Raw genomic sequence first — 14,917 nt, 5'->3', positions numbered from 1 at the left:
TCGACATCAGCTCGACATCAGACGGAGCATTCAATGACGAATCGCCGGTCGATCGGTGCGGTGATCCTGTTCAGCATGGTCATCGCGGCCGTCTTCAACTTCCGCAACGTGGTCAACAACTACGTCGCCATCGGGACGCTCGCCGCCCCGATCTTCCTGATCGCCACGATCCTCTACTTCGTGCCCTTCACCCTCGTCATCGCCGAGATGGTGAGCCTCAACCGTCGCTCGGAGTCCGGCGTCTACCAGTGGGTGAAGTCCTCGCTCGGCGGCCGCTGGGCGTTCTTCACGGCGTTCTGCTACTGGTTCGTGAACCTCTTCTACTTCATCTCGCTGCTGCCGATCGTGCTCGTGTACGCGGGCTACATGATCCTCGGGCACGAGTGGGCCATCCAGCCGTGGCTCATCGCCGTACTGTCCGTGGTGATCTTCTTCATCGCCACCTACGTGTCGACGAAGGGCGCCCGCTGGATCGGCAGTGTCACCTCGTTCGGGTCCACCCTGATGATGGTCATGGCGCTGCTGTTCGTCGTCGCGGGAGTGGGCGCGCTGCTCGGCGGGATCACCCCGGCCAATGACATGTCACCCGGCGGGATGCGCCTCGACCCGGACTCCGGCATCACCGCGTGGGCGTTCCTCGGCACGCTGGCGTGGATCATCCAGGGCGTCGGCGGCGCCGAGTCGATCGGTGTGTACCTGAACGACCTCAAGGGCGGTGTGCGCGCCTTCGTGCGCACCATCGTCGTGTCGGGCATCGCCATCGGCCTGCTCTACTCGGTCGGCACGTGGCTGATGGGCGTCTTCGTGAAGAAGAGCAGCGTCTCGTACAGCAACGGCATCTTCGTGACCATGCAGTCGGCGGCCGGACACTTCGGCCTGTCGGGCGACCTGGTGGTGCGCGGCGTCGGCCTCATCATGCTGGTGGCCACCCTGGGAGGCCTGCTGATCTGGACCTCCGCGCCGGTGAAGATCTTCTTCTCGGAGATCCCCGACAAGGTCTTCGGCAAGCGCGTCGTGGCGCTCAACGACCAGGGTGTGCCGGTCGTCGGCTCCTGGATCCAGTTCGCGATCGTCGTGCCGCTGCTGTTCATCCCGACGCTCGGCGCGGGCAGCTCGATCGACGACCTGCTGAAGATCGTCACCAATATGACGGCCGCCACGGCGCTGCTCCCGCCGGCCCTCATCCTGGTCGCCTACCTGATGCTGCGGGCCCGCTTCGAGGGCTCGGTGCGCGAGTTCCGGTTCGGCTCGCGGGCGGTGGGCCTCGGCATGTCCGTCTTCCTCCTCGCGGTGTTCGCGGTCGCATTCGTGGCCTCCACGTTCCCCGAGGGCCAGGCGCTGTGGCTGACGCTGGCCTACAACGTCGGCGGCCTCGTCGTCTTCCTCGGCGCCTCGCTCCTCTGGTACGAGCGCTACCTGCGCCGCCTGCGCGCGACGTCCCCGGAGGAGGCCGCGGCCGAGCTGGCGCCGTCGGCCCCGGTGCGTTCCGAGGAGAACGTGCGGGCGCTGCGGGAGGGGGAGCCGGAGGGCGTGGAGACGTCGGCGTAGGACGATGCCGGGGGTGCTGCCGGGGTGGGGCCGGATGTCGGCTTCCCCCCCGGCGGCTCGTTCCCGTTCGGCACACGCTACGAGGCGCTGCTCCAGCCGCCCGTCCTGGAGTACGAGTCGACCAGGTCCACCACGAAGACGAGGGTCGAGCCCGCCGGGATCAACGGTGAGGGCGACTGTTTGCCGTAGCCGAGACGTGGCGGAACGATGATCTCGCGCCGGCCGCCGACCTTCATGCCCCGCACTCCGCGGTCCCAGCCCTTGATGGCCTTGCCGCCGCCCAGGGCGAACTTGAACGGCTCGCCCCGGTCCCAGGAGGCGTCGAACTCCTTCCCGGTCGCGAAGGTCACCCCGACGTAGTGGACCTTGACCACCATGCCGGATTTCACCTCGGGTCCGTCCCCGACGATGAGGTCCCGGACGGTCAGCTCGGTGGGAGCCTCCCCTTCCGGGACGTCGACCTGGGGTTTCGTCTTTGTCGGTTCGCTCATTGCCGCCTCAGCACTTTCCGTCGGGGGCCCTTCGTACGGGCCGGCCGGACACATGGACCCGGCCACTGCCAAGGCCCTGGTCCAGGGAGATTGTCAGTGACGTGCCGTACAACGGTCACATGGACAGGGAACTCGAAGCTCGCATCAACGACATCGTGGGGCTCACCGGCGTCGACGCCGAAGGCCCGACCGATGCCGAGCAGGCGCTGGCTCAGGAACGTGCGCGGAGAACGCGGGTGCGTGCCTGCCAGGGCAAGACCGAGTTTCTTGACCGTGAGAGTGCGGAGCTGCGGTTGAGGGAGATCCGTGAGCGGCCGAGGCACATCGGCGGGGTTCCGCAGCGGGTGTACGAATGCCCGCAGTGCGGGCGCTGGCACCTCTCCTCGCGCGCGGAGTGGCAGGCGAAGCCGCCGAAGAGACCGGAGCCGGCTGCGTCGTCGGCCTCGTACCGCAGGCACCGAGCTCGTGCCCTGCTGCGCGGCCGGGAGGTGCTCGTGTCGGCGCACATCGCGGAGGCCTGGGAGCAGCACGGAAGAGGGCCGTCCTGGGGCTACCTGCGCGAACGGTTCGACTGGACCGCGGCGGAGCTCGCCGGTGTTCTTGAATACCTCGCTCAACGCGGGGTGGTGACCTATAGCGATGCCCCGTACAGCCTGGCGCTCGGGGCCACGCCGCCGGAGGACCTGGCGCCGACGTCGACCGGCTTGTCCGCGCAAGAGCAGCGGGATGCCGTCGCCTGGGTCTCCTCGTACGAACGGCGAGTCGGCGGCGGGAACCCCACTGCCCATCAGCTGCGGGGTGCCTTGCGGTGGAGCGACGAGGAGTACCTGGGGCATCTGAGGAGCCTGGTCGATCTCGGCCTGCTGCGGTACGTCCCCGCGGACGGGACCGTGCGTGTCGGACAGGCCGCCCCTCGCGCATGGACCCGGCGGTCGGACGAGTGACCATCCGCAGGCGGTGTGCCTCACACCCCGCTGTGGGTCCTGCGCACACACTCCGCCACCACTTCCGGCAGGCTCTCCGTACGCCGGAAAGCCTCGCGTTGCAGGACGGTGCCGTTGCCGTGCCGCAGCAGCCGGGAGCCAAGGGCGCGGGCCTCCTCGAAGTCACCGGCGTCCTCCAGCGCCGGCCGCACGTGGTCGAGGAGCGCGTCCACCGCGGCCCGGGCCGGTACGGGCCGCATCAGCCGGGGACTTACGAGCCGGTCGCCCAGGCCCGAGCGGCTGGCCCGCCAGGCCGCGAGGCGCAGCAGCGCCACGGAATGGTCCGCGGCGGGCTCGCCGGAACGCCACTCGCGCGCCGCCGTCTCGACCAGACCACGCACCAGCATGGCGAGCAGAACGGTCGTGAACGGCTCGAGACACACATCGGCGACGCGCACCTCGACGGTCGGGTAGGCGTCCGACAACCGGGCGTCGAAATAGACCATCCCCTTGTCCCGTACGACACCGGTGGCGACCATGGCCTCGACCTGCCGGTGGTACGCGGCGGCGTCCTCGAAGAGCTCCACCGGCCCCGCCGAAGGCCATCGCCCCCACACCTGGCTGCGATAGCTGCTGTACCCGGAGTCCTTGCCCTGCCAGAACGGCGAGTTGGCGCTCAGCGCGACGAGCACGGACAGCCAGGGGCGGATCCGGTTCAGTACGGCGACGCCCTCCTCGTCCGACTCGACGGCCACATGGACGTGGCAGCCGCAGGTGAGCTGTTCCTGTGTGGTCAGGCCGAACTCCTCCGCCAGCCACCGATGACGTGCGCCGGTACCCACGGTGGGACTCACCGGGAGCGGGGACGTGGCGAGGGCGGCCGCCGCGCAGCCCAGCTTCTCCGCGTGATCGGCGGCCGCCCTGCGCCACTGGGCGACGTCCTCGGCGAGGTCCGACATCGCCTCGTGCGGGCGCGTGGCGAACTCGAGCTGTTCGCGGTGGAGTTCGGCCTCGAAGGCCTCGTCGCCGCTGCGGGCGGCCACCGCCAGGACCGCGCTCGACATCGAGCGGGGTTCTCCGCTGTCACGGTCGACGAGCAGCAGTTCCTCTTCCACTCCGACAGTGCGCATGCGGTTTCCCTTCGATGCACCGGAGCCGTCGCGTACCCGGACTCACCGAAGCGATGCGTACTCCCTCACCTGGGCGCAGCTGCGGCTGATGAGACGGGAGACGTGCATCTGGGAGACACCGATCTCCTGCGCGATGTGGGACTGCGTCATGTCCTCGAAGTAGCGCATGTAGAGGATGGAGCGCTCACGTTCCGGGAGTGTCCGCAGGCCTTCCTTGGCGGCCTCCCGGTCGGCGACCAGGTCGTAGTGGGGCTCTTCCTGGCCGAGCGTGTCGGCGAGGCTGATTCCGTCGCCTCCGTCTTGGGACGAGCCGAGTTCGGCGTCCAGGGACAGGCTGCTGTAGCTCTCCAGCGCCTCCATGCCGTCGCGGACCTCGTCCAGGGTCAGCCCGGCCCGGGCCGCGATGTCCTCCAGGTCGGGTTCGTGGCGGTGCCCGGGCTCGTCGAGCAGATCGCGGCGCGCGGCACGGACCTTGTTGCGCAGGTCCTGGACGCGCCGCGGGACGCGCACGTCCCAGGTGTGGTCACGGAAGTGGCGGCGCAGTTCACCGGTGATCGTGGGAACCGCGTACGCCTCGAAGGCTCCGCGCCCGGGCTCGTAGCGTTCGACGGCCTTCACGAGGCCGAGCGCCGCGACCTGGTTCAGGTCGTCGGGGTTCTCGCCCTTGTTGCGGTACCGGCCGGCCAGGCGGTGTGCCATGGGCAGCCAGGCCTCCACGAGCTGCTCGATCAGGGTGTCCCGTTCGCGGCCCTCGGGTGTGTTCGCGAGCCGGAGAAAGTCCTGTTCGGTGTCAGGGGCATCGTCGTGCACGTGACGTGTGGCCATGGTTCGCTCCTCATCGTCGCGGTCAGCAAGATGACCAGGGGCCGATCAACACCCGTTCCGGGTGGCTCGTACCTCCTGGAGCGAGCCTGTCTTCCCAAGCTCGTGCTCGTTGTGTCTTCGACACTACAAAAGAGGGGACGGTGTCGACCACCGGGCAGCGGAATCGCCCACCCGGGCCTCTCACCCACCGGGGCGGTGGGAGAGGACGACCAGGGAGTGCGCCTCCAGCCGGACGGTCGCCTCGGCCTTGAATTCGGACTCGTCCGGCACACCGTCGGCTTCCGCCGTGTCGACGCGTGTCGTCCAGGAGATGCCGTGCGACGCGTCGGGCAACTGGAACTCCATCGCCTCCCAGAAGAAGTTGAACAGGAACAGGAACGAGTCGTCGACGACACGCTCTCCGAGGCTGTCCCGCTCCATCAGGGCGTCGCCGTTGAGGTACACGGCCAGGGCGTGCGCGTCGGGCCGGTTCCAGTCCTCCTGCGTCATCTCCGTCGCGTCGGGGCGCAGCCACACCAGGTCCGGCAGGCCGTGGTCGTGGCCCGCGGGGGCCTCACCGCGGAAGAAGCGACGCCGGCGCAACACCGGGTGAGTGGTGCGCAGTCCGATGAGGTCGCGGGTGAAGGCCAGCAGGGAGGCGCGTTCGTCGTCGAGGCCCCAATCGACCCACGTCAGTTCGTTGTCCTGGCAGTAGGCGTTGTTGTTGCCCTGCTGGGTGCGGCCCAGTTCGTCGCCGTGGCTCAGCATCGGCACGCCCTGGGACAGCACCAAGGTCGCCAGAAGATTGCGTTGCTGCCTGGCACGCAGGGACAGCACACCGGGGTCGTCGCTCGGCCCCTCCTGCCCGCAGTTCCAGGACCGGTTGTCGCTCTCACCGTCGTTGTTGTGCTCGCCGTTGTCCTCGTTGTGCTTCTCGTTGTAGGACACGAGATCGCGCAGCGTGAACCCGTCGTGCGCGGTGATGAAGTTGATGCTGGCCCGTGGCCGGCGGCGCTCGTGCTGGTAGAGGTCCGCGGACCCGGTGAGCCGGGAGGCGAACTCCGGGAGGGTCTTGTCCCGGGCCCGCCAGGTGTCCCTGACGCAGTCACGGTACTTGCCGTTCCACTCGGACCACAGCGGAGGGAAGTTGCCCACCTGGTAGCCGCCCTCGCCGAGGTCCCAGGGCTCGGCGATCAGCTTGACGCGGCTGACCACGGGGTCCTGCTGGATGAGGTCGAAGAAGGCCGACAACCGGTCGACCTCGTGGAACTGGCGGGCCAGCGTGGCCGCCAGGTCGAAGCGGAAGCCGTCCACGTGACACTCGGTGACCCAGTACCGCAGCGAATCCATCAGCAACTGCAGCACATTGGGATGGCGCATGAGGAGGCTGTTGCCGGTGCCCGTGGTGTCGTAGTACCGGCTGAAGTCGTCGTCGGCGAGGCGGTAGTACGACGCGTTGTCGATACCGCGAAAGGACAGCGTGGGGCCGTTCTCGTTCCCCTCCGCCGTGTGGTTGTAGACCACATCGAGGATCACCTCGAGGCCTGCCGCGTGCAGCGACTTGACCATGCTCTTGAACTCGGTGACCTGCTCGCCGCGCGTGCCGTGTGCGGCATAGGCGTGGTGCGGAGCGAAGAAGCCGATCGTGTTGTAGCCCCAGTAGTTGGACAGCCCGCGGTCCCGCAGGAAGCCGTCCTGTACGAACTGGTGGACAGGCAGCAGCTCGACCGCGGTCACCTTCAGGTCGGTGAGGTGGTCGAGGACCGCGGGCGTGGCCAGGCCCGCGTAGGTGCCCCGCAGGTCCTTGGGCACACCGGGATGCCTTGCGGTCAGGCCCCGCACATGCGCTTCGTAGATGACGGAGTCGGCGTAGGCGTGATCCGGCGGGGTGTCGCCCGACCAGTCGAAGGCCGGGTCGACGACCACGCTGCACAGACCCTCCCCGTCGACTCCTGCCGCGCCGCCGCGGGCGTGGACGGCCTTGGCGTAGGGATCGAGAAGGAACGCCCCGGCATCGCACCGGTGCCCCGATGCCGGCTCCCACGGACCGTGGATGCGGTATCCGTACTGCTGGGGCGGCTTGGCACGGGGTACGTAGCCGTGCCACACGGATCCGTAGACCTCCGGCAGCGGCACCGTGCGTTCGGCGCCGTCGGCGTCCAGCAGCACGAGATCCACCTGGTCGGCCACGGCACTGAACAAGGCGAAGTTCGTGCCGTGGCCGTCGTAGGTCGCTCCGAGCGGATAGGGCCGCCCGCTGCGCACATGGACCCCGTCCACGGGGCGAGCGGTCACGAAGCGGTGCCTGTCGTGACGGGCACGGGCCGCGGGGCGAGGTCCGCCGGCGCGGAGCGGGGCAGCTGGAGCGCCTCGCTCGCATCGGGAACCGGAAGCTTGGGAACCAGCACTTCCCGCACCCCGGTCCTGCTGCGCAGCGAGAACCACACAATGCGCCGGGCCTGCCGCGTGCAGCTGCCCCACCCGTCGCTCAGGGCCGCGAGCTGCGCGGAGCAACGCCGGGTGAACCCGTGCGAGGCCCCGGAGTCCGGGTTCTCGTAGGACACAGCGCTGATCAAGTGCTGCCCGGTCCACCACGCCTCGACCTCGATGCGGCTGTCCGGGCGCCCCTCCATCGCCAGTTCCAGCAGGAGACCGAGACCGCGGACCGTCGAGGGCGTCAGACGCTCGAGCCCCCAGTAACGGGTGTGTGCGGCCACGATTCGCTGGACCTGGCCGACGCGCTCGGGGGCCGGCTCCACGGCGATGTGGTAGTAGCTGGGCGTTGCCTGGTGCATGGTTCCTGCTCCTCACCGCGTAGCTCACGGCCTTGCCTGGACGGCGGAACAGCGTGAACGGACCGTGAGCAGGAATCGCTTGAGAGTCACTGATCAGCCTGTGCGCTGTACTCCATTCGTGCAACCGGACGTGATCGCGGGGCGACGCTCCGCTCAACAGGACGGATCGGCGACGGCGTCGCAAGATGAGAAAGTGCCAGCGCACGGTAACGACATGAACTCTCTCCGTGAACGGCCCGTGGGTCCCCTGGTCTCGGCGGGCGTCGCGTCGCGGAGGCCAGGAGCCCCGGAGGCCGACCATGGGGATGCCCCGTGTCACCGGAGAGGTTGACCAGTGCCTGGCGAGCTACCGCTTCTGGGAGCGTCGATTCCTGGCTTTCCCGGACGATTCCGAGGCGCGCGAGAGCTTCGAGCGCGCCGTCGCCGCCTTGTGCCGGGTCACGGGTGAGCGATGCGGCCGGGAGGCCGCCGAAGCGGCACAGCGCTCGAGCCACTCGCTTGCCATCGAGAAGGGTGACACCGCATGACGACGCCGTCGAACACCGTTGTGCCCATCCCGATCGAAGACGTGCGGCCGTCCGTCGACGGCGGGCGACGCCCGGCCAAGGCCGTCGTGGGGGAGCCCTTCACGGTCACGGCCTCGGTCTTCGTCGAGGGCGACGGGGTCCTCGGCGCCGAAGTGGTCCTGCGTGCGTCCGACGGGGGTGAGGCGGGCCGGTGGCCGATGACGCCGCAGGCCCCGGGGACCGACCGCTGGAGCGCCGAGGTGAGCTCCGACAGGTGCGGGCGGCTGACCTGGTGCGTCCGGGCGTGGCGCGACCCCGTGGCCACGTGGCTCCGGGACGCCACGATCAAGGTACGGGCCGGCGTCGACTGCGAGATCACTCTGGAGCAGGGGGCCGTCCACTTGGAAGAAGCGATGGCCCGCGTCCCGAACGAGGAGACGCGCGACGTGCTGCGTTCGGCGGTGGACGCGCTGGGCGATGCCGCCCACAGCCCCATGGACCGGCTGGCCGCGGTCGCGGACCCCAAGGTGTGTGCCGCATTGAAGGTCGCAGCGCTGCGCGAGCGGCTGACCGAGAGCCGGCCTTTCCCGTTGCTCGTCGAACGTGAGCGGGCGTTGTTCGGGTCCTGGTACGAGTTCTTCCCGCGTTCCGAGGGGGCCGTGGTCGAGCCGGGGAAGCCGCCGGTGAGCGGCACCTTCCGCACGGCCGCCCGGCGCCTTCCGGCGATCGCGGCGATGGGATTCGACGTGGTGTATCTGCCGCCCGTGCACCCCATCGGCACCACGTTCCGCAAGGGCCCCAACAACTCGCTGTCGCCCGGCCCCTATGACGTGGGGGTGCCGTGGGCGATCGGCTCGCACGAGGGCGGCCACGACGCGCTCCATCCGGACCTGGGCACCTTCGAGGACTTCAACGCCTTCGTGGGCCGGGCGCGGGAGTTGGGCATGGAGGTGGCCCTGGACTTCGCGTTGCAGTGCTCGCCCGACCATCCGTGGGTGGACAAGCATCCCGACTGGTTCCACCACCGCCCGGACGGCAGCATCGCGTACGCGGAGAACCCGCCGAAGAAGTACCAGGACATCTACCCCATCGCCTTCGACAAGGACCTGCCGGGCCTGATCGCCGAGACTACGCGGATCCTGCGGCTGTGGATGGGGCACGGGGTGCGGATCTTCCGCGTCGACAACCCGCACACCAAGCCGGTCGCCTTCTGGGAGCAGGTGATCGCCGACATCAACGGCACCGACCCGGACGTGATCTTCCTGGCGGAGGCGTTCACCCGCCCCGCGATGATGCACACCCTGGCCGCGGTCGGCTTCCAGCAGTCGTACACGTACTTCACCTGGCGCAATTCGAAGCGCGAACTCACCGAGTACGCCGAGGAGTTGAGCGGAGAAGCGGCCGCCTATATGCGGCCGAACTTCTTCGTGAACACCCCCGACATCCTGCACGAGTTCCTACAGGACGGCGGCCGTCCCGCCTTCGAACTGCGCGCCGTGCTCGCCGCGACGCTCTCGCCCACCTGGGGCGTCTACAGCGGCTACGAACTGTGCGAGAACACCCCGCTGCGCGCCGGAAGCGAGGAGTATCTGAACTCGGAGAAGTACCAACTCAGGCCCCGGGACTGGGAGTCGGCCGAACGCGAGGGCCGCACGATCGCCCCGCTGATCACCTCACTGAACGCGATCCGGCGCCGCAACCCGGCCCTGCGCACCCTGCGGGATGTGCACTTCCACCGGGCCGACAAGGACGCGGTGCTCGTGTACTCCAAGACCACCGCGTCCGCACAGGGCTCGAACACGGTATTGGTGGTCGTGAACCTCGACCCCCACCACACCCAGGAGGCCACGGTCCGCCTCGATTGCGAGGCCCTCGGGGTCCCGTCGGACGGCACCTTCCGTGTGCGCGACGAGTTGACCGGCCGGACGTACACCTGGGGTGCCACCAACTACGTCTGTCTGACGCCGGGCGAGACGCCCGCGCACATCTTCACCATCGGTTGAGCCAGGAAAGCGCTCCACCGCGACCGGCATGAACAAGCGAGGGAGAGGACCCTCATGACAACCGAAGAATTTATGCTGCCTGAAAGACCGGACACCAAGCCTCGGGATCCGGACTGGTTCAAGCGCGCGGTCTTCTACGAGGTCCTGGTCCGCTCGTTCCAGGACAGCAACGGCGACGGCGTCGGAGACATCAAAGGCATCACGCAGAGGCTGGACTACCTCCAGTGGCTCGGCGTGGACTGCCTCTGGCTGCCGCCGTTCTTCAAGTCACCCTTGCTGGACAACGGTTACGACGTCGCCAACTACATTGTCACCCTGCCCGAGACCGGTGATCTGGCCGATTTCGTGGAGTTCGTGGACGCGGCGCACCAGCGGGGCATGCGCGTGATCATCGACTTCGTCATGAACCACACGAGCGACCAGCACGAGTGGTTCCAGCAGTCGCGCTCCGACCCCGAGGGCCCCTACGGGGACTATTACGTGTGGGCGGACGACGACAAGCAGTACGCGGACGCCCGGATCATCTTCGTGGACACGGAGGCGTCGAACTGGACGTACGACCCGGTCCGCCAGCAGTACTACTGGCACCGCTTCTTCTCCCACCAGCCGGACCTGAACTACGAGAACCCGGCCGTGCAGGAGGAGATCCTCGCCGCGCTGCGCTTCTGGCTGGACCTGGGCATCGACGGCTTCCGCCTCGACGCGGTCCCCTACCTCTACGCCGAGGAGGGCACCAACTGCGAGAACCTCCCCGCCACCCACGAGATGCTGAAGCGGGTCCGCAAGGAGATCGACGCCCAGTACCCCGACGTCGTCCTGCTGGCGGAGGCGAACCAGTGGCCGGAGGACGTCGTCGACTACTTCGGCGACACCGCCTCCGGCGGCGACGAGTGCCACATGGCGTTCCACTTCCCGGTGATGCCACGCATCTTCATGGCGGTGCGCCGCGAGTCGCGCTACCCGGTCTCGGAGATCCTCGCCAAGACCCCGCCGATCCCGTCCGGCTGCCAGTGGGGCATCTTCCTGCGCAACCACGACGAGCTGACCCTGGAAATGGTCACCGACGAAGAACGCGACTACATGTACGCGGAGTACGCCAAGGACCCGCGGATGCGCGCCAACATCGGCATCCGCCGCCGCCTGGCCCCGCTCCTGGACAACGACCGCAACCAGATCGAACTGTTCACCGCGCTCCTGCTCTCCCTGCCGGGCACGCCGATCCTCTATTACGGCGACGAGATCGGCATGGGCGACAACATCTGGCTCGGCGACCGCGACGCGGTGCGCACCCCGATGCAGTGGACCCCCGACCGCAACGCCGGCTTCTCCTCCTCCGATCCGGGCCGCCTGTTCCTGCCCACGATCATGGACCCGGTCTACGGCTACCAGGTCACGAACGTGGAAGCGTCGATGTCCTCGCCGTCGTCGCTGCTGCACTGGACCCGCCGGATGATCGAGATCCGCAAGCAGAACCCGGCGTTCGGCCTCGGCTCCTACACCGAACTGCCCTCCTCCAACCCGGCGGTCCTCGCGTTCCTGCGCGAGTACGGCGACGACCTGGTGCTGTGCGTGCACAACTTCTCCCGCTTCGCCCAGCCCACCGAACTCGACCTCCAGACGTTCAACGGGCGGCACCCGGTGGAACTGATCGGCGGAGTCCGCTTCCCCGCGATCGGCGAACTCCCGTACCTGCTGACCCTCGCCGGACACGGCTTCTACTGGTTCCGCCTGAGCACGACCTCAATGCTGGACCGTCACGCGGGGGGCTCCGCCGGATTGGACCGCACACCATGACCCGCCCCCTGACCGAACTGGACGGCCCGCGCCCCGCGCTCCTCGGCTCCTCGCTCAATGAACTGCTCAGCCGCTGGCTCCCGAGACAGCGCTGGTACGCGAGCAGTGGCCGCCGGATCACGGAGATCGCGGTAGCGGCCGCGACCGCGCTGACACCCGAGTGCTTCCACCTGCTGGTGCGAGTGAAGGAGGACGGCCAACAGGACGAGAACCACTACCAGTTGATACTGGGCGCGGCCGTCGACCCGCCCCCGCGACTGTGGCAGCACGCCCTCGGGCAGCTGGACGGGCCCGCGGGCGGCAGCCTGATGGTCTACGACGCCCTTCACGATCACCGTGTGGCGGTCCTGCTGCTGGACCGGCTGCGCGAGGGCGGGAAGGTCGGGGCGCTGCGCTTCGAGTCGTTCCGCAGTGTGTCGCTGCCGACGGGGCTGGCCCCCCGCGTCCTGGACACCGAGCAGTCCAACTCATCGATCGTCTATGGCGACAGGCTCATCCTCAAGCTGTTCCGCCGCATCCAGCAAGGCATCAACCCCGACCTCGAGGTGACCGCTCGGCTGGGGAGATGGGGTCACCCCTCGGTGCCGGCGCCCGAGGCATGGTTCTTCGTCACCGAACCGTTCTGGGGCACCCTCGGCATGGTCCAGCCCTTCCTGAGCGGGGCCACGGACGGCTGGCAGCTGGCTCTGGACTCGGCCGCCGATCGAGGCGACTTCGTCAAGGAGGCGTGGGGCCTGGGCCGCACGACGGGCGAGCTGCATGCGGCGCTCGCTCAGGTCTTTCCCGCCGCGAAGCCCGAGGAGCAGCACCCGTCGCGGCTCGCCGAGGAGATGCTCGGCAGGCTGATGCGCTCGGCCGATACGGTGCCCGCCCTGCGCCGTCATGTGCCCGCCCTCCAGGGCATCTTCGCGGATGCGGCAGTGACCCACAGCGAGCCGCCCCTGCAACGGATACACGGAGACTTCCACCTGGGGCAGGTCCTGTGGGCCGACGGGAGTTGGCACGCGGTCGACTTCGAGGGAGAGCCCTCGCGCCCGCTGGCCGAACGCCGTGCGGACCGGTCCCCGATCCGCGACGTGGTCGGCATGCTCAGATCCTTCGACTACGCGGCGCACATGAGCGCCGCCCCTTGCCCCGAGTGGGCCGAGCGCTGCCGCACCGCCTTCTGCTCCGGCTACAGCGAAGCCGGGGGCTTCGAGCCGACGGGGGCGCCGGAACTGCTGCGCGCGTACGAGGCCGACCGCGCCGTCTACGAGGTGCTGTACGAGGCGACACACCGCCCCGACTGGATCACCGTCCCCCTGGAGGCGGTGGCCCGTCTCGCCGGCACACGCTGACGTCGTCGTGACGCTGCCCGCCCCCTTCCGAAGGAGCCGACCATGACTGTCAACGCCACCGCCGACCCGCTCCTGCGCCGACGTGCCAGGCCGGGGCCTGGCCTCGACCAGGGCACGCGGACGGCGCTGCTGGGCGGAACCCATCACGACCCGCATGCGGTGCTCGGGGCGCATCCGGTGCCGCAGGGCGTGATCGTCCGCTGCCTCCTCCCGCACGCCCTTGATGTGTCGGTGCCGGCAGGCGACACCTCATGGGAACTGCCGGACACGGGCGACGGCTTTTTCGAAGGCGTCCTCCCGAGCACCTCCACCGTCGATGGCTACCGGCTGCGGGTGACCACCGCCGAGAGTGTCCACGAGGTGGAGGACCCCTATCGATTCCTGCCGACCCTGGGGGAGTTGGACCTGCACCTCATCGGCGAGGGCCGCCACGAGGGACTGTGGACGGCGCTGGGCGCACATGTCATGGAACACCAAGGCGTGCGCGGGACCCGCTTCGCCGTGTGGGCCCCCAACGCGCGAGGTGTCCGCCTGGTGGGCGACTTCAATTCATGGAACGGCACATCGACACCCATGCGCTCGCTCGGCTCGTCCGGGGTGTGGGAACTGTTCGTGCCGGACATCGGCGAGGGCGAGCTGTACAAGTTCGAGATCGTCGGTCCCGACGGCGGCCCGCCCCGACAGCACGCGGACCCTCTGGCACGCCGCACCGAGAAGCCACCGGCGACCGCGTCCATCGTCGATGACACCCACTACACGTGGGGCGACGAGGCCTGGCTGGAAAAACGCGCCGCGCGCCCCGTCCACGAATCGGCGTTCTCGGTGTACGAGGTGCACCTGCCGTCCTGGCGCCCCGGCCTCACCTACCGCCAACTCGCCGACCAACTCCCCGCCTACGTAACAGACCTGGGCTTCACACACGTCGAACTACTGCCCGTGGCCGAGCACCCCTTCGGCGGCTCGTGGGGCTACCAGGTCACCGGCTTCTACGCCCCCACCGCCCGCCTGGGCAGCCCCGACGACTTCAAGCACCTCATCGACGCCCTGCACCAGGCCGGCATCGGCGTCCTCATGGACTGGGTCCCCGCCCACTTCCCCCGCGACGACTGGGCCCTCGCGGAATTCGACGGCCGCCCCCTGTACGAACACGAAGACCCGTCACGCGCAGCCCACCCCGACTGGGGCACCCTCGAATTCGACTACGGCCGCAAAGAGGTCCGCAACTTCCTGGTCGCCAACGCCCTGTACTGGTGCCAGGAATTCCACATCGACGGCCTGCGCGTCGACGCCGTCGCCTCCATGCTCTACCTCGACTACTCGCGCGAGGACGGCCAGTGGACCCCCAACCGGCACGGCGGACGCGAGAACCTCGACGCCGTCGCCTTCCTCCAGGAAATGAACGCCACCCTCTACCGGCAGGTCCCCGGCGTCGTCACCATCGCCGAGGAATCCACGGCCTGGGACGGCGTCACCCGCGCCACCCACCACACGGGCCCCGGCGGCTTCGGCGGCCTCGGCTTCGGCCTCAAATGGAACATGGGCTGGATGCACGACTCGCTGGACTACATGAGCCACGAGCCGGTGCA

General features: G+C 68.9%; 12 protein-coding genes. 7 read left to right on the top strand and 5 right to left on the bottom strand.

The window, feature by feature from the left end:
- Nucleotides 1-33: 33 nt before the first annotated feature.
- Complete coding sequence (locus ACFV9W_RS24120) at nucleotides 34-1,548, top strand: amino acid permease (RefSeq protein ID WP_385764231.1); 1,515 nt, start codon at nucleotides 34-36, stop codon at nucleotides 1,546-1,548.
- A gap of 77 nt (nucleotides 1,549-1,625) precedes the next feature.
- On the opposite strand, the gene ACFV9W_RS24115 is transcribed toward ACFV9W_RS24120, so the two are convergent.
- Entirely contained in the window at nucleotides 1,626-2,039 is a 414-nt protein-coding gene (locus ACFV9W_RS24115; RefSeq protein ID WP_385764229.1) for an FKBP-type peptidyl-prolyl cis-trans isomerase, read from the bottom strand.
- A gap of 119 nt (nucleotides 2,040-2,158) precedes the next feature.
- Here ACFV9W_RS24115 and ACFV9W_RS24110 point away from each other — a divergent pair, with 119 nt between their 5' ends.
- Nucleotides 2,159-2,983 (top strand): hypothetical protein, encoded by an 825-nt coding sequence (locus ACFV9W_RS24110; protein ID WP_385764227.1) that lies wholly within the window; start codon nucleotides 2,159-2,161, stop codon nucleotides 2,981-2,983.
- Nucleotides 2,984-3,003: 20 nt separating this feature from the next.
- Here the strand turns inward: ACFV9W_RS24110 and ACFV9W_RS24105 are convergent, their stop codons facing one another.
- From ACFV9W_RS24105 to ACFV9W_RS24090, 4 genes are all read right to left on the bottom strand, one after another.
- Nucleotides 3,004-4,092, bottom strand: a complete 1,089-nt coding sequence (locus ACFV9W_RS24105; RefSeq protein ID WP_385764225.1) for a glutamate--cysteine ligase — start codon at nucleotides 4,090-4,092, stop codon at nucleotides 3,004-3,006.
- 42 nt (nucleotides 4,093-4,134) lie between these two features.
- Nucleotides 4,135-4,917 carry a SigB/SigF/SigG family RNA polymerase sigma factor gene (locus ACFV9W_RS24100; protein ID WP_385764223.1) on the bottom strand — a complete coding sequence of 261 codons (783 nt, stop codon included), beginning with the start codon at nucleotides 4,915-4,917 and terminating at the stop codon, nucleotides 4,135-4,137.
- 180 nt (nucleotides 4,918-5,097) lie between these two features.
- Complete coding sequence (glgX, locus tag ACFV9W_RS24095; protein WP_385764221.1) at nucleotides 5,098-7,191, bottom strand: glycogen debranching protein GlgX; 2,094 nt, start codon at nucleotides 7,189-7,191, stop codon at nucleotides 5,098-5,100.
- Nucleotides 7,188-7,691, bottom strand: a complete 504-nt coding sequence (locus tag ACFV9W_RS24090; protein ID WP_385764219.1) for a pep a2 — start codon at nucleotides 7,689-7,691, stop codon at nucleotides 7,188-7,190. The genes glgX and ACFV9W_RS24090 overlap by 4 nt, the downstream gene beginning before the upstream one ends.
- Nucleotides 7,692-7,990: 299 nt before the next feature.
- Here ACFV9W_RS24090 and ACFV9W_RS24085 point away from each other — a divergent pair, with 299 nt between their 5' ends.
- The 5 genes from ACFV9W_RS24085 to glgB form a co-directional block, all read left to right on the top strand.
- The gene (locus tag ACFV9W_RS24085; RefSeq protein ID WP_385764217.1) at nucleotides 7,991-8,218 is read left to right on the top strand and encodes a DUF5133 domain-containing protein; all 228 of its coding nucleotides are present in this window, start codon (nucleotides 7,991-7,993) and stop codon (nucleotides 8,216-8,218) included.
- Nucleotides 8,215-10,200 carry an alpha-1,4-glucan--maltose-1-phosphate maltosyltransferase gene (locus ACFV9W_RS24080; protein ID WP_385764215.1) on the top strand — a complete coding sequence of 662 codons (1,986 nt, stop codon included), beginning with the start codon at nucleotides 8,215-8,217 and terminating at the stop codon, nucleotides 10,198-10,200. Before ACFV9W_RS24085 ends, ACFV9W_RS24080 begins: the two co-directional genes overlap by 4 nt.
- A 54-nt stretch (nucleotides 10,201-10,254) precedes the next feature.
- Nucleotides 10,255-11,994 carry a maltose alpha-D-glucosyltransferase gene (treS, locus tag ACFV9W_RS24075; protein WP_385764213.1) on the top strand — a complete coding sequence of 580 codons (1,740 nt, stop codon included), beginning with the start codon at nucleotides 10,255-10,257 and terminating at the stop codon, nucleotides 11,992-11,994.
- Nucleotides 11,991-13,331, top strand: a complete 1,341-nt coding sequence (locus ACFV9W_RS24070) for a phosphotransferase (RefSeq protein ID WP_385764211.1) — start codon at nucleotides 11,991-11,993, stop codon at nucleotides 13,329-13,331. Before treS ends, ACFV9W_RS24070 begins: the two co-directional genes overlap by 4 nt.
- A gap of 42 nt (nucleotides 13,332-13,373) precedes the next feature.
- Nucleotides 13,374-14,917 (top strand): 1,4-alpha-glucan branching enzyme (gene glgB / locus ACFV9W_RS24065; RefSeq protein WP_385764209.1); only part of this gene is annotated, 1,544 nt, incomplete at its 3' end.

Source organism: Streptomyces sp. NPDC059897 (assembly GCF_042730865.1).
Lineage (GTDB): Bacteria > Actinomycetota > Actinomycetes > Streptomycetales > Streptomycetaceae > Streptomyces.
Note: the sequence above shows the minus strand (reverse complement) of the source record. Positions and strands in the feature narration are given on the sequence as shown.